The sequence below is a fragment of the Thiocapsa roseopersicina genome, assembly GCF_900106925.1.
GTDB classification, from domain to species: Bacteria; Pseudomonadota; Gammaproteobacteria; order Chromatiales; family Chromatiaceae; genus Thiocapsa; species Thiocapsa roseopersicina.
In genome coordinates this window covers 229,885-243,848 of the sequence record NZ_FNNZ01000001.1, presented here as the reverse complement: position 1 = coordinate 243,848, position 13,964 = coordinate 229,885, and the positions used below count along the sequence as shown (strand labels likewise).

Annotated in this window: 18 protein-coding genes; all 18 read right to left on the bottom strand. The window is 57.7% G+C overall.

All coding sequences use genetic code 11. The features are described from left to right. Window positions 1-34: 34 nt before the first annotated feature. A complete protein-coding gene (locus tag BLV04_RS01100; protein ID WP_175534436.1) occupies window positions 35-760 on the bottom strand; it encodes an SDR family NAD(P)-dependent oxidoreductase in 726 nt (241 codons plus the stop codon). 4 nt (window positions 761-764) lie between these two features. Then, window positions 765-1,004: an acyl carrier protein gene (locus BLV04_RS01095; protein WP_093027275.1), complete on the bottom strand. Its 240-nt coding sequence runs from the start codon at window positions 1,002-1,004 to the stop codon at window positions 765-767. Between the two features lies 1 nt (window position 1,005). Continuing rightward, entirely contained in the window at window positions 1,006-1,677 is a 672-nt protein-coding gene (locus tag BLV04_RS01090; protein ID WP_093027273.1) for an acetyltransferase, read from the bottom strand. Continuing rightward, window positions 1,674-2,600: a glycoside hydrolase family protein gene (locus BLV04_RS24250; RefSeq protein WP_139191839.1), complete on the bottom strand. Its 927-nt coding sequence runs from the start codon at window positions 2,598-2,600 to the stop codon at window positions 1,674-1,676. Before BLV04_RS24250 ends, BLV04_RS01090 begins: the two co-directional genes overlap by 4 nt. A gap of 62 nt (window positions 2,601-2,662) precedes the next feature. Beyond that, window positions 2,663-3,358 (bottom strand): class I SAM-dependent methyltransferase, encoded by a 696-nt coding sequence (locus BLV04_RS01080; RefSeq protein ID WP_093027269.1) that lies wholly within the window; start codon window positions 3,356-3,358, stop codon window positions 2,663-2,665. Then, window positions 3,330-4,268, bottom strand: a complete 939-nt coding sequence (locus BLV04_RS01075; RefSeq protein WP_093027267.1) for a glycosyltransferase family 2 protein — start codon at window positions 4,266-4,268, stop codon at window positions 3,330-3,332. The genes BLV04_RS01080 and BLV04_RS01075 overlap by 29 nt, the downstream gene beginning before the upstream one ends. Beyond that, the gene (locus tag BLV04_RS01070) at window positions 4,265-4,960 is read right to left on the bottom strand and encodes a WbqC family protein (protein WP_093027265.1); all 696 of its coding nucleotides are present in this window, start codon (window positions 4,958-4,960) and stop codon (window positions 4,265-4,267) included. The genes BLV04_RS01075 and BLV04_RS01070 overlap by 4 nt, the downstream gene beginning before the upstream one ends. Continuing rightward, window positions 4,957-5,823: a class I SAM-dependent methyltransferase gene (locus BLV04_RS01065; protein WP_093027263.1), complete on the bottom strand. Its 867-nt coding sequence runs from the start codon at window positions 5,821-5,823 to the stop codon at window positions 4,957-4,959. The genes BLV04_RS01070 and BLV04_RS01065 overlap by 4 nt, the downstream gene beginning before the upstream one ends. 129 nt (window positions 5,824-5,952) lie before the next feature. Then, the gene (locus BLV04_RS01060) at window positions 5,953-6,270 is read right to left on the bottom strand and encodes a hypothetical protein (RefSeq protein ID WP_093027261.1); all 318 of its coding nucleotides are present in this window, start codon (window positions 6,268-6,270) and stop codon (window positions 5,953-5,955) included. Between the two features lie 30 nt (window positions 6,271-6,300). Next, window positions 6,301-6,588 (bottom strand): SAF domain-containing protein, encoded by a 288-nt coding sequence (locus BLV04_RS01055; protein WP_245731639.1) that lies wholly within the window; start codon window positions 6,586-6,588, stop codon window positions 6,301-6,303. 18 nt (window positions 6,589-6,606) lie between these two features. Then, the gene (locus BLV04_RS25435) at window positions 6,607-6,681 is read right to left on the bottom strand and encodes an N-acetylneuraminate synthase family protein (protein WP_245731684.1); all 75 of its coding nucleotides are present in this window, start codon (window positions 6,679-6,681) and stop codon (window positions 6,607-6,609) included. Between the two features lie 39 nt (window positions 6,682-6,720). Next, window positions 6,721-6,882 (bottom strand): hypothetical protein, encoded by a 162-nt coding sequence (locus tag BLV04_RS24735; RefSeq protein ID WP_175534435.1) that lies wholly within the window; start codon window positions 6,880-6,882, stop codon window positions 6,721-6,723. A 59-nt stretch (window positions 6,883-6,941) separates the two neighbouring features. After that, window positions 6,942-8,339 carry a hypothetical protein gene (locus BLV04_RS01050; RefSeq protein ID WP_139191838.1) on the bottom strand — a complete coding sequence of 466 codons (1,398 nt, stop codon included), beginning with the start codon at window positions 8,337-8,339 and terminating at the stop codon, window positions 6,942-6,944. Between the two features lie 253 nt (window positions 8,340-8,592). Then, window positions 8,593-9,141 (bottom strand): LbetaH domain-containing protein, encoded by a 549-nt coding sequence (locus tag BLV04_RS01045; protein WP_093027255.1) that lies wholly within the window; start codon window positions 9,139-9,141, stop codon window positions 8,593-8,595. Then, window positions 9,138-10,565, bottom strand: coding sequence for an O-antigen ligase family protein (locus BLV04_RS01040; protein ID WP_093027253.1), 1,428 nt, complete (start codon window positions 10,563-10,565; stop codon window positions 9,138-9,140). The genes BLV04_RS01045 and BLV04_RS01040 overlap by 4 nt, the downstream gene beginning before the upstream one ends. A gap of 5 nt (window positions 10,566-10,570) precedes the next feature. Next, window positions 10,571-11,335, bottom strand: coding sequence for a YdcF family protein (locus tag BLV04_RS01035; RefSeq protein ID WP_175534434.1), 765 nt, complete (start codon window positions 11,333-11,335; stop codon window positions 10,571-10,573). A gap of 368 nt (window positions 11,336-11,703) precedes the next feature. Beyond that, a complete protein-coding gene (locus BLV04_RS01030) occupies window positions 11,704-12,822 on the bottom strand; it encodes a glycosyltransferase family 4 protein (protein WP_093027249.1) in 1,119 nt (372 codons plus the stop codon). A 19-nt stretch (window positions 12,823-12,841) separates the two neighbouring features. Then, entirely contained in the window at window positions 12,842-13,888 is a 1,047-nt protein-coding gene (locus BLV04_RS01025; protein ID WP_139191837.1) for a glycosyltransferase family 4 protein, read from the bottom strand. Window positions 13,889-13,964 lie beyond the last annotated feature (76 nt).

Below are 13,964 nucleotides of genomic sequence, written 5' to 3'. Positions count from 1 at the left end.
CGCCTGTTCCCAACAAATGCGAAATGATCGGTGATCAAATGACTAACCCCCCATTCACATCGAGAATTACCCCATTGATGAACTCGTTCTCGATCACCGTAGCCACGGCCTGAGCGACTTCTTGAGCCTTGCCGAGTCGCCCGAGCGGAGTGTTCTGCAGAATGTGCTTGATGCTATCAACACTCAAAGCCTGATGTGTGGATTCGGTGCCGATAAAACCCGGTGCTACTGCATTACATCGAATCCCGCAACGACCGAGCTCTTTCGACCAGGTCACGGTCATCGCATTAACACCCGCCTTCGCAGCCGCATAGGCTGTTTGGCCTTCGTTGCCGCAAGCGCTGATTGAGCTGATGTTGACAATCACCCCTTTGGTCCTGAGTAAGACCATCTGTTCAACGACAGCGCACGTCATGATGAACACGGAATCGAGGTTAACCGTCACCGCTTCCCGGAAGCGTCCGTAGTCGTGCATGATTCCTTCCGGCTTCATGATATTCACCAGCGGTTCGTTGTAGATCACGCCGGCATTATTGACCAGCACGTCGATCCGGCCATGCTCCTTGACGACGCTAGCGACAACTGTCCGGGCCTCCTCGGGTTGAGTTACATCCAGGCATTTTCCGAACACGGAAGTCGGCAACGCGTCCAACGCGTCACGGTCCCGGTCAACAACCACGACCGTGGCCCCGTTCGAAAGGAGGTGTTCGGCAATCACCAGGCCCAAACCTTTACCACCCCCGGTCACCAGCGCGACCAAGCCTTCAATCCTCAAGCGCCACCCCCTTCTCCCTCAGCACATCGACGATCCCGGCAACTGACACCATTCGCAAGATATCTGGAATCGTCAACAAGATGTTGTACTCCCTCTCCAGCGTCAATACGAGATCCATCTGCTTTAGGGAGTCCCAACTGCCGACGTCCGCTTTTGTCAGGGCAATGTTGATCTCCTTTTCCTTCAAACGAAACACTTCCGACAGAATGAGTGCAAGACGCTTGTCCATTTCAGACCCCAAAAAACTTCACATAGTCGTCAGCCGAGTAGCGCAACTCCTCCGCCGACCTCGCGAGGTGCACGGTATTCGCCTTGGTATCCTTGGTGATCAATGCGCCACCGCCCACAACATTGAAATCGCCGACGGAGACCTTGTTGACCACCGTCGCGTTAACGCCCAAGAACGTGTTGGCGCCGATGACCGCCTGACCCGAAATAACGGCACCGGAAGCGATCCATGCATTATCGCCGACCTTACAGTGGTGGGCGAGCGTGGCATTGCACCAAACCATGGTATTGGCACCGACCTGAGCATGAGGCTCCACGACTGCGCCGGGCAAGATGATGCTGCCCTCTCCTATCGGATTAACTGAGTAGACACGCGCGTCAGGATGAATGTAGCTCTCCAACGCGTAGCCTTTTGCGCGAAGCCGTTCGAACAGAGAAGCGCGGTCGCGATTCAGATCGTTGTAGCCCATCGCCATAATGATCAAGACCTCACCGGGCGCGAATTCCGATGCCAGTCGGGACAACGGGATGGAAGGCACCTCATCAATATTACCTGCCGCTTCGAACCCGTCGTCTACCGTTGCTGCAACGATCTGATAGCGACTATCTTGTCGCAGATAAAAGAGGAGTATATCCGCAGTTATAGCGTTGCCTGCAAGAATAATCTTTTTCACACGCCCCCCTCCATTACTGCCAAACCGAAACCGGTCTTCCCATAACCATTGCCATTGTATAGCATGTACAAGCTATCTCTGTGGCGAAAAACCCGGGGATAACAAATCATTTCGGAATCCCAGCCGGTATCGGATACATCAATACCTACCTCAGAATCAAGCCGCTTCCACATCAATCCATCATCGGATTCCGCATACCCCATACGATAGGTCTCGACGTTAGATTGCCCCCTAAAAGAATACCACATCCGGAACCCTCCATTATTATTCCGGATGACTGATGGCCGCGATATAGCGTACTCATACTCGTTCAGATAGTCTATACACGTGACCGCTTTTGGGTCCCAGTAAATTCCGTCAGCGGATTGCCTATGCTTAATATTGTAATAATGACGAAAACCCTCTCCGTGCGGCTTCCAGTGGCTGCATGAGACGTACCACATACGCCAAGATGATCCGTCATAAAGCACGGTCGGTGAGGCAGCAAAACAAGGGTCATCGACACCTCGATCCAGTACCGGGCCCGGCAATTTCAAAAACGACTTCCCGTGATCGCTTGAGATTGCTAAACCCGTCGCAGCATCGAAAATAAGCTTATTTTTAACGCTGAATCCTATGGTATAAAGAAATATCTTGCCATCTATATTTACTACATCAGAAGGAATCACACCATTGTCGTCGAAAAATCCGGTGGAACCGATATCAATGATTGGTTTAGTGACGAGACGGCGAATACTTGTTGGGCAGACAAGATCGATTTCCAAAGAAAATATACGCCCCCTTCCTGAATCATCATAAGAACCAAAATAGACCCTATACACATCATCATGTAAATGCAAAGGCACCGGAGTTCTTCCGCCAGTAACCATTATCTCGTTTTGCCCTGTTCCGCAGAATATGTGCCCCAACTTGCACCATTTCATTAGAAATACCTTCCGGATTCCGGCATCAGTAATTAGGGTAGAGATCCTGTAGTTGCAGAAGATCAGCTGTTCTGACAAACAACCCAGAATACGCGTTCCGAGATCCCGTAGTAATCGTTATCGGCAGAACCGAAAGAGAAATTCCGAAACCACCGTGAGAAATACCGACGAACGTCATCTTGATTCGCAAAAGCGTGCAGCCGGTACCCTTCACGGCTTCCGTAGGGGTCATTGTGGATTCGATACGAGCCATCCTCCAGTTCGACCGCATCATTAAAAATATACGACCCACTGTTTGCGACCGATGCGACGAGCCAACCACCCGGTTTTAGCACCCGAGAATACTCTGCCAGGTTGTCGGCAAAAGTCTCGCCATCGTCGCAGTAATAGCAGCAGTGACATGCGAGGATATAATCGAAATAGCCATCATCGAAAGGGATAGCGGTGTTTCGACCAACTCGTAAGTCTGCCGTATAACCAAGTCTCTTGAGCCGATTACCAGTTTGCTCGACAATCCCTTCCGTGATTTCAATTCCCGCGACCCCGAAATCCTGTTCACACAGGAAAACGCTGTTCCTGCCATCTCCGAAGCCGACATCAAGTACCCGGTCACCTGCTCTCGGCTTCTGAAATGATAGGCCCGGATAAGTAGCCAGAAAAGTGCGGACTACGAACTCAGTTGGATAGACCCTGGTTCCGGTGCGCTGTGCATAGAACTGCTCGTACTTGCTATCGATCCCGTGAGCCTGATCGGCCATGAACTTCCCTCACAATGGTAAAAGGACGCTGCTTGGTCTCCGAAAAGACCTTCGAGAGATAGATGCCGATGATGCCCACGAAGGAGATGACCATCCCTCCAAGCACCCAGATGGATACCATGACGGACGTCCACCCATCGACCGGATGCGACAGGAACACTCGAGTGAACGCCAGATGTCCGCTGTAGGCAAGAGAACAGACAAGTATTAAAGCACCGATATAAAAGATGAACCGAAGCGGCACTTCGCTGAAGGAAGTAATGGAGTTCGTAAAATGGGCTAGCTTTTTTGTCAAGCTGTATGTTGTCTTGCTCGTGCCATGCTTATCCACAGTATAGGCGCATTGCTTGAAACCCGTGATAATCCAGAGGAACGAGATGACTACTTCATTCTCACGATGTCTCAATAAAGCATTCACATAACGTCGGGACATCAGGCGTGCAGTGGTAATATTGCGTGGATGTTTGACACTACTCAACAATTCGAGCAAGGTGTAGTAAATCTCTCCACTCCAACGTTCCGTGATACTGCCTTTCCGCGTTCTCTGGACACCATATACGACGTCCGCACGTTCTGCAGCCATGACCTGGTAAAAGTCCGGCAACCACTCCGGTTCTTCCTCCAAGTCGCTGTCGATGAGAAAAATCAAATCACCTTCGGCGAACTCAAGACCGGTCATCATCGCCTTATGATGACCAAAATTCCGTGAAAGATCGACGACCACAACATGTTGGTCTACTTCCGTCAGCTTCCTGGCCCGCTCTAGGCTGTCATCTGGAGAGCCGTCGTTTACCAGTACGATTTCATAGTCGTCACCGGCGAACGCTCTTGCAGCAGCAGTAGCCCGACGATGAAAATCCTCGACGTAAACAGCCGACCGATACAATGTCGCAACTAGGGAGAGCTTCATATGCGACAATTCCTCATGTAACGCGGTGCGGCGCGGCCGCAGTTGAAAAGCAAATCGAGGATGGTAACACCGTGGCTGAACTCCCCCCATAGCTGCCGGTATTCAGGGTAGCCGGCATAGTCGAACCACGTCAGCTTAATCCCCTCGTGTGCGAACACCTGCTCATCGAGATAGTTCTTTGCGGCAGGACCTGAAATATATTCGGTACCGCCGGCCTTTGCGCAGAGGTGGGCCAGTCGCTCGGATTTCCCTTCGATTAGGGTGTAATCCCAGGAATTCGAAATGACCGTTGTGACATGCAAATAAGTACAGATGGCTTCGATGAAGCCCCGATTGAGGTCCGAGAGGTGACTATAGGATCCGGTAAGGTAAAGCGGCTCCAGCCATGATGCAATCTCCGAGAAATGCGGGGCACGACGGTAATTCTGGACAATCGTCCGCCAATGCAAACCGGCCCAACCGGCCCCGTCCAGCTCGGTCTCTCGGATTGTCTGGTGGTATCGCCCTTTGACTTTAACTGGGACAGTCAGCCAACGTAGCCCTTCGGGTGTCTTGATCTGATTCCGGTTGCGCCAATCGCGCCGAGTGTATTGCATATCGTCGTAGAGGATGAACTCGTCCACTGCTGCGATCAGGTCAAAGTATCCCTTCCAGGGGATGTAATTAGACTGGACAATGGCAACTTTCTTCATGGCTTGCGAAACACACCCAGAATCGAGGTCCCGAAAGGGAAACGAATCCAATGCCCGACCGGCGTTTCCGACGCGAACACAAAAGTGAGCCCGGCATTGATCGGTGGACTCGGAATACGATGGCTCTTGATGATCAGTGCCCGCTTCTGGTCCTCGCTCAACCGCATGATGCCGGGTCTTCGCCGAGCGAGGTAGTAAAGCGGACTCAAGAAAAACATAAAATAACGCGCGTCGCAGAGCGCGAGGCCCGCCTGCTCGCCGAGGCGCGCGAAGTCGGCGCGGGTGTAGCGGCGCAGGTGGTGTGCCAGGTCATCGTTGTAGCTCCAGAATTGCCGTAAGGCCGGCGTGGTGACGAACAGCAGTCCTCCAGGCCTGAGCGCATCCCGCGCCTGGCACAGGGCCTCTAGGTCGTCGGGCAGGTGCTCGATCACGTCGAGGAGGAAAGCGACGTCCCAGTGATCGCGCCAGCCGAGATTCATCAGGTCGATCTGATAACGCTCCACCCCCTCGGGCAGTACACTGCCGGCCATGCGCAGCGCGGTGCGCGAGGAGTCGGCCAGCGCGAGCGGCCGATACTGTCCCGGACGCCGGTCGGCGAGGAAGCGCACCCATCCGCCTACCCCCCCCCCGAGGTCCACGGCCGACAACGGGCCGGCACTCACCGGATGATGCCGGTCGAGGGCACGCAGCAGGAAGCGGTGTCGTCCGCGATACCAGAAATGGCGCTCCTGCATGGCCCAGAGGGTGGCGAAGCCGTCTTCGGGGTATTCGTCGTCGCGGTGTTGGACGGGGGTGCTTGGCTCGAGGATACCGTCTTCCGCGCGATGATAGCGAACTGTGTCCTTGACAGGTCTGTCCAACATGTTTGCGATCCGTGACTCAAATCAAAAAAGCGCATCGGCGCCACAGGTGGCTTGCGTTGATGCATTGGACAATGTGACATCGGCCCGGCGCAGGTCGATTGTACTGCCGCCGAACGCGCTCCGCCTGATCTAGTCGACGCTGAAATACCGCCGGCGGATTTTGCGGGCCTCGAGGGCCGTCATCGACGGACGCGCTGCGTCGGAGGCGTCCTTCCTGTATGCACCACGCCGCTGCTTGACCAATGCTTCCGTGGGTTCTTGGCCCGCTGCGCTGATGAGCGCTTCGACCAGTCGACCTTCCTGCGCGTGATAGGCCTCGACTTGCCGGGCGAGTCGGATCACGACGCCGCGGTGCGCAAAGATCAACGCAGCGCCCCCGGTCGCGATGATGGCCGCAAGCACGGTTGCTGCGGCTCCGATGAGTGCCACCTGGATTTCGATTGTCATCGCATTTCATCGCCGTCGGTACGGCGCTCCTTATTTCTCGTCCTCAAACAAAAGATCCCACGCCATCGCGGTGCCGGCTTTGACGGCCTTGCTCACGCGTTTGCCGAGCAGGATGTCGTGATACTTCGGCGGCAAGCCGTGGCCCGGTCGGATGCTGCGCAAGTTACGCGGGGTCAGGGTGTCGCCGGGCTGCATGTCTTCGGCGATGTAGAGCGAACGCCGGAAGCGCCGCGAGGGCAGCTCCGCCTCGGTCGGACCGCATTGGACGGCACCTAGCGCCTGCCAGGCGCGTTCGGTCTCGACGACCAGGGCGGCCATCTCGTGCGGCTCCATGGATCAGGCGCTGTCCACACCGCCGTCGGCGCGGCTGAGGGTGAAGTGCTTTTCGATGACGGTTGCGCCGAAGGCCACGGCGGTGCGGAAACCGGGGACGGACCCTGAGGTATCCCCCTATGCGAGCAGAAAGCGATGCCGGCCGCGATAACAGAAGTGCCGCTCCTGCATCGCCGAGAGGGTCTCGAATCCGCTTTGCTCGTACTCCTCGTCGCGGTACAGGATTGGGATCAAGGGACGGAAGATGTCGTCTTCATCAGCGCTATACTCGATTGTCACTTGATCGGGCCTCTCCGCTATCTCGTATCGACAATGATCATTTCAATTAGACGAGGTTTTTATCTACTTGCGGCATCTCGGTTTGTCGCTATGCACCGAGCAACAAAAGGCCATAGCCCCGCCAACCCAAACAGGGCTACAGCCAGCACGAACGGCCAAGCGACCAATGCATAGCGGTATTCGACATAGCCGACGATCCCTCCAAAATAGAAGGTTCTCAAAAACACAAATGCAGTCCCAATCCAGAGCAAACTTACGTCCCAGCGCGCTGTTGCTGCCGCGTACCCGAGTCTCGCCAACCGCACGATACCGACGACGAACAACATCAATAGCACCAGCTTTAGCACTAAGAATCCACCGGTCAGAGCCTTGCTCAAGGTTCTTGGCAACAGAGCGAAGGCGTTCAGGTAATGCGAGGCATTGTTGAGATTCACCCAAAAGTTAGCGGAACTGTAGAGGCGGTTCCAGAGATAGTAGCTCCACGGATCGCGCTCGATTCGTTCTTTCGCAATGGCACCGAATAAGCGGTCCTCCTCAGGCATCATTAAGCGTCGCGCTTCCACCGCACGCACAACCGACAAGAGCTTTTCGCGTTCGGCGTCATCTGCAAATGCAGCGGCGGGCAGCCTGGCAAACTCGTCCGGGCCGATCATCAAGGGTCCCCAGATGATCTTCTCCTTGGCTGACTGGGGGGCGATCCAGGTCAGGCTCCAAAGCGTCAGACCAGGTGTTGCGTGCTCGAATTCACCGAAGATCCTGACCTCCTGAGCAACCTGCCAGCGGTAAGAGACATTTGCACCAACAATAGCCAGGAAAGGCATCGCTGCCAGAAGACCGTAGAGCACAAAGCTCCGCCAGTTTAGGGCCGGCAAGGCCATCGCCAGACCGATCAGGAGCAGCGCAAAGGCGAAAAGGATCATCTCCGGCCGGGCCAGAAAGGTCAGACTCAGCAAGAGACTCGCCCCGACTAGAGCCAATGGCTTGACCCGGTGCGCTCGCGCGGTGACAAACAGCGCCAGGAGAGCAACACCGGCGAGTAAGAGGCTGGCCGTTAAGGTATCCGGATTCACGCTAACGATAAACGCCGATGTCCAAGGCTGAACACCAAGCAGGAGGGCGGCGACCCAACGGTAACCGCCAGAATGATGGAAGCGCCAAACCACCATGAGAAGCAGTGCAGTGGTAGCGAGATCGAGCCCAAACTGAGCAAGCCGCACCGATAGGGTGATCTCGGGCACCGATTGGCCAAAGCCCAGCAGCGAGGCAACGAACAGAGGATAACCGGGAGGACGGAAGTCGGAGTAGGCAAGATCCGGACGATCCGTCGGGTCCGCCCGTATTGCCGGAAACTGCCCGTGATCGTAGAAGTAAAGGGCCTTACGGGCATAGTCGCCGGCATCGCCGTTCCAGGCTTCCGGTAAGGGAAACAGGAGTAAGAGGAACAACTTGAATGCCATGATGACGAAGAAGACCGTCAGTATCGCTAATGTGTCGCCTCTTATCCGCACCCTGCTTCTCCGGTGAATCTGTCATGGCTGAGCAACCCCGCAGTGAACTTCCCATTTGCGAAAGACACTGCCGATCTACTCGAAGCTACCCTGCGCCGAGTCTGGTAAACGGCAAAGGCTCAAACTCCGAAAGCCCTGGTGGTGTGCTAGCTGGGACTTCGCTGGTAAAGCCTGGCTGCCAAGATTTCTAAAGGTCAATTGGCTACCTGAACATTTGCCGTGAGCGAATGACGCGCGCCGGATTCCCGGCAACGATCGTCCAAGGCGGGACATCCTTCACGACAACCGCTGCCGCTCCGACGATGGCCCCCTCTCCGATCCGTCGCCCCGGCCCCACGAAGGCATCCGCGCAGATCCATGCTTGGGGTCCGACCTCGATCGGCAGCCGCAGCAAGGGCAGCGCGGGATCACGATAATCATGACTTCCCGCGCACAAATGGGCGCGATGAGAGATCGTGGCTCGATCGCCGATACTGACCGACCCCAGATTGTAAATCAGCGCCCATTCGCCGATGCTCGCCTCTGCCCCCATCGTCAGATTCCAAGGTAAATAGATCCGAGCACTGGGATAGACATGCGCACGAGGCCCGATCCGAGCGCCAAACAGGCGCAGTAGAAGCGCGCGCCAACCAAACAGCGGTCGAGGACTGAGACGAAAGAACGGTTGTGCCAAGGACCAGAGCACACGGCCCAGATATTCGCGCCGGCTGTATGGCCGCTGCCTGCGGCAAACATCGATGGAGAGCGTCATGAGCTCGAGCGCATCGATGGAATGCGTTCGAAGCGATTCGACACTCCGGGATAACTCACAATCCGGTTCAGACCATCTCGACCCGTCACCGGCACTCGAGCCAGTGACAACACGAGCCCGACCGAAAGCCCGAGCAAGGTCGCCGCGAATGGATCCGCGAGGATCTGGCCCGAGACGATCAACCCGCTTACGTTGGCGATGAAGAAAGCGAGTAGACCGAGCGCATAGACAGCCACCGGGGATCGCACGCGCAGGTGGGAGCGGGTCACCTGCCACGCGGAGCGCAAAATCATTGCGAGCAGAAATGTCAGTGCGAGCAAACCAGGTGCTCCAAGCTCGACCATCACCCGGCTTGGTCCACTTTCCTGCCACACCCGAGGTCGCGCCACCTGAAGGTGGTGCGAGCCGGGCGTGGCTACCCCCATCCCGCTCCCGAAGAATCCTGCTTGGAGATACGTCTCGATCACCGAGTCAAAACCATGTCTCTGGAACTGCGTCCGGACGTCATCCGGGTTGTCTGTGTAATAGCGGATCTGCTCGCTCTCTTCGCCCATCCAGCCCTGCACGATCCAAAGACTTGCCAGAGGGACCGCAATAAGACCGAATCGTGACAGGATCTTTCGATGCCCTCCCGCCATCAACTGGAGCGCAGTCACGGCAACCAAAAAGGCCGGGATCATGTAGACCATCTTGCGTCGTCCACACAGCAATAACGGGAACACAGCAGCGGCGGCCAGCAGTAACCAGAACCAGCGGGTCGGGCCGCGCGTGGTCATCGCCAGGACAAGTGACAGCATCATCACGGCCGCGGCATGCCAACCCATGACATCCGGGCTGCGATAGAAGCCTGCGATCATCTGGACGATGTATCCGGAACCATGACGAACCCACTCCATATCCAGCGCTTCGGTACCGAGCAGAGGTGAATTCGGCCATAATCCCAGGTACTGAATGGGGCCGCCAATCAACATCACCGAGGTCACGACACAATAGAATCCGAGCAATTGACGTATGGAATCGGTATTCCTGGGAAAATGGTAACCGATCACGATCAACATCAGGATGGTGCCGTAGGAAAAGATGCCCAGAAGAGTGAGCATCCAACTGCCCGGACCATAGGTCGCCGAGATCAAAATAGGCGGAATGCACGCCAGCATGAAAAAGGTCATCGCCTTATCGATGGCAGGGAAACTCCTTGCCACATCCCGCCACCAAGAACGCCGACTTGCGATGAGTGAGACAATCGTCAATACAAGCACCGGGGCCGTGGCCAAAACCAGATAACCGGGGGCGCCAGAAACCAGCTTGCGTACCGGATCCTGAAACGCCGCAAGCGCAACAACAACAAAGAGTCCATAACGCCAGCGGCTCAAGGTGAGCAAGGAGCCGGCGGCCATGACAAAGATCAGGGCATAAAGAGCCATATCGACTAAAGCTCCAAGGCCGAATCGGGCCGTGACCAGAGTACCCGACCGACCGCGCGGCCGACCCACTCCTTGATCACGAAGGCCGCGTTATTGAGCGCACCGGCGCTCGGGATCCACGCGCCCGGCCCCGCTGGCGCCATCGCATGGTCAGCAGCAGCCGGAAGCGCCTGAAGCCCTTGGGCCTCGAAGGCGTCCATCGCACGTCGCATATGAAAGGCCGACGTCACCAGAAGCACGCGCTCGATGCCCTCCTCACGCAGCAAGACCGCGGAGAACTCGGCATTCTGCAGCGTCGTGCGGCTGCGCTCTTCCAGAAGCATCACATCGGGCGGTACACCCATGTCCGACAGGAAAACCTGCATCGCCTGCGCCTCGGAGGTTAGGGCTACTGCGGTGTCGCTACCGCCGCTCAGGACCAGCATCGGCGCTCTGCCGGCCCGGTACAGACGCGCGGCTTGCCATAGACGGTCGGACGAATCGGTGAGGGTCGGAAACGGACGCCGGGCATCCGGGGTACCGATGGCCCCGCCCAGCACCACGATCGCATCCGCGTGCGGCAGCCGTTCAATCGGTATCGCCGGAAACTCGGCTTCCAGGCCAACGCGCGCAGACCCGCTGACGATCGGGAGTGACCAGAAAGTCAACCAGATCCAGCCGATCAGACCCGCCACCAGCGCCGCGCGCTGGCGCCCGAGTGCGAGCAACAACAAGGCCAGCGCCCAGAGTGCCAAGACATGCAGCAAGGGAGACAACCAGACCAGCGTCACGAAAGCCCATCCGTGAGCGAGACGGGTGACGCCTGCACGGAAACGGCGACATCGCTTCGCGCGCCTAGCGCGCCCGCATACCTTGAAGCCGCCGTCATCATGTGTGGTCCTCCTTGCAGAACCGCCGGTCGGCCTCGCAGCGACGATCGGTCGCGAGGTCACGGTCAGACTCATGTTTAAACTGTGTCCAGAGCGAGATGCTCATTGTCGAATGAGTTCGGCGATTGGTGCATCCAGAGCCCTTAGCGGGGGCGCAGTTTAGACTGATATAGTTTTTCACATCTTATACCGCGCCTGTCCCAGCGCTCGGTCGTCACGTGCGACGGGGGATCCCATCGAAAAACATCTCATACCGCTTTGGGCGCGGTTTAAACGGGCACAGGATCCAAGAACTCGATCAACGGCGCCGAGACCCTATCCCAGCGGAAGCGCTCGGCATTTGCCAACGCGCGCTCGGAGTTGATCCGCCAGGTCGGCTCGTCAGTCAGAAGCCCAACCAGCCGCTCCGCCGTCTCATCCAGCGCATCCGGTGGGAGTGCAAAACCGCCGGGGCCAGCCACCTCGGGCGGCGCGCACACATCCGCCACCACCGACGGCGTCCCGAAACACTGTGCCTCGACCGCCGGGATCCCGAAAGACTCGCAACGGCTGAGCAGACAGAAGACGCGAGCCCGACCATAGTGCGCATGCAACTGCTCGGTGGTGACCTTGCCCGTGATCGTCACATGCGCCACAAGTTCCAATCGCGCGATCAGCGCCTCGATCCGAAGTCGATAGCCATCATCGCTCCAGGGCCCCACCAGCGTCAGCGTGGCAGGAACCCCGGCCGCACGTACCCGCGCAAACACCTGCACCACATCCTCGATTGCCTTGTGCGGTGTCATGACCGAGACGGTCAGGATCTCGATCGGGCGCTCGGCAAAATCCTGACGCTCACGGGCGGCGAGAAAAGTTGCATCATCAATGCCGACATAGAGCACACGCCCGTGCGCAGACCGACAACCCGCATCCTCCCGATAGCGCCGCTCCACATAGCCGGAAAGATAAAAGACACCGAGCGCGCGGCGCTGTGCCGCACGATAACCCAACCGCTGCAAGGCCGCCTTGAGCCGGTCGGCTGGCCCCGTGTGAAACTCCGGAAAATAGCACCAGGGATTCTGCGCCAGCACGACCTGCGGCAAACGCACGCCGGGGATCAAGGCGCCGGAGGTCGAAATCACGAGATCCGCACCCAGGCGCGTCAGAAGGCCCTGCATCCGTGTCGCCTGCCAAAGCAACCGGCTGACCCAGCCCGTCCCGATCCCCGCGCATTCCTGCCATGCCACCCCCTCGCCGAGGTCACGTCGCAGGTCCCGATTGCCACGATGATGAAGCACGACAAAGCGATGACGCCCGCCGAGGGCCGCCGCCAGATTCGCCAGATGTCCGAGCAGGACATGCCGGCCCGAGAGATTGGTGATCGGTAGGGCATCGACTGCGATCAACATCTGAAAAGCTCCATCCCTATCAAGTCTTGCCTACTGCAAGCCGCTGGTACAAGGTCACCAAGGCGTGTGCCATTTGACCGGAGCCGAAGCGTTCGAGATTATCCCGCCCCTGCTTCACCAGGCGCGACGCCAGGGCCGGATCATCCAGAATTCGCAAACCAGCCGCCGCGAGCCCTGCGATATCGTCAGGCGGGCAGCGCAGTGCCGCCTCCCCCGTGACCTCGGGCAGCGAACCGGCATCGGAGCACACCACCGGACACCCGAAATGCATCGCCTCAAGGGGCGGCCAACCGAAGCCTTCGTATACGCTAGGGAACAGAAAAAGCACTGCCCGACGATACAAATCGGCCAGCTCGGTATCATCCGGGTTCGTGACGAAACGGACGCACTCTCCGAGCTGATACTCTCCCATTACCTTCATCAGCGGACCATCCGGCGCCGGACCTGCCATCACCAAGCGCAGCTCCGGGCGCTGGCGGAGCATGATCGCGAAAACCTTCAGGACGCCGGCTCGGTTCTTGTAAAAGCTGTTATTCCCCACGTGCAACACAAACGGCGGATCGGAGGAACGACACTCCAGACCCACCACCTCAATAGGCGGAAAATTCTTCAAAGGCGAATGAATCACCGCATCAACGGGGCGCTTGGTCAACGCGAGCACATCGTCCGCCGTCTGCCGGCTTACAGCGCACACACTTCCGGCTCGGGCGATGACTCGCAGACTGGAATCGATGAGCCGCCTCGCTGCCCATCCAGGCGGTCGCACACCGAACCGGCCATGGGCCTGGAGGGCCGGGATCAGATCGTGCACCGTAACCAGCGTACGAGCCCACGGGAGCCCAGCGACCATATAACCGAAGCTGCCGTCGAGGAGGTGATAGACATCCGCCTTCACGGCTTCAGCGAGCCTCCGCGCAACCAGTATTTTGCGCACGCGGATAAAACGCTCCGTCATCCGACCACCCGGCGCATCTTCACGCGCACCCAAAAGCTGCACCAGTTCGACGTCCCATTCCGGGGCAAAGGTCGCCAACTCACGAGCCACCAGGTCGGCATAGACCGACATGCTCCCCAGCACCCCTGGTGAGGCAGTCGACAGCAGAGCGACATGCAAACGACTCATCAAACCAACAACCCCCGCA

What these genes read in the sequence shown, in the direction of transcription:
- BLV04_RS01095 (WP_093027275.1), bottom strand. Translation starts at nt 1,004, where the DNA reads ATGGACAAGCGTCTTGCACTCATTCTGTCGGAAGTGTTTCGTTTGAAG.
- BLV04_RS24250 (WP_139191839.1), bottom strand. Translation starts at nt 2,600, where the DNA reads ATGAAATGGTGCAAGTTGGGGCACATATTCTGCGGAACAGGGCAAAAC.
- BLV04_RS01080 (WP_093027269.1), bottom strand. Translation starts at nt 3,358, where the DNA reads ATGGCCGATCAGGCTCACGGGATCGATAGCAAGTACGAGCAGTTCTAT.
- BLV04_RS01075 (WP_093027267.1), bottom strand. Translation starts at nt 4,268, where the DNA reads ATGAAGCTCTCCCTAGTTGCGACATTGTATCGGTCGGCTGTTTACGTC.
- BLV04_RS01070 (WP_093027265.1), bottom strand. Translation starts at nt 4,960, where the DNA reads ATGAAGAAAGTTGCCATTGTCCAGTCTAATTACATCCCCTGGAAGGGA.
- BLV04_RS01065 (WP_093027263.1), bottom strand. Translation starts at nt 5,823, where the DNA reads ATGTTGGACAGACCTGTCAAGGACACAGTTCGCTATCATCGCGCGGAA.
- BLV04_RS01060 (WP_093027261.1), bottom strand. Translation starts at nt 6,270, where the DNA reads ATGACAATCGAAATCCAGGTGGCACTCATCGGAGCCGCAGCAACCGTG.
- BLV04_RS01055 (WP_245731639.1), bottom strand. Translation starts at nt 6,588, where the DNA reads ATGGCCGCCCTGGTCGTCGAGACCGAACGCGCCTGGCAGGCGCTAGGT.
- BLV04_RS01050 (WP_139191838.1), bottom strand. Translation starts at nt 8,339, where the DNA reads ATGGCATTCAAGTTGTTCCTCTTACTCCTGTTTCCCTTACCGGAAGCC.
- BLV04_RS01045 (WP_093027255.1), bottom strand. Translation starts at nt 9,141, where the DNA reads ATGACGCTCTCCATCGATGTTTGCCGCAGGCAGCGGCCATACAGCCGG.
- BLV04_RS01040 (WP_093027253.1), bottom strand. Translation starts at nt 10,565, where the DNA reads ATGGCTCTTTATGCCCTGATCTTTGTCATGGCCGCCGGCTCCTTGCTC.
- BLV04_RS01030 (WP_093027249.1), bottom strand. Translation starts at nt 12,822, where the DNA reads ATGTTGATCGCAGTCGATGCCCTACCGATCACCAATCTCTCGGGCCGG.
- BLV04_RS01025 (WP_139191837.1), bottom strand. Translation starts at nt 13,888, where the DNA reads ATGTCGGTCTATGCCGACCTGGTGGCTCGTGAGTTGGCGACCTTTGCC.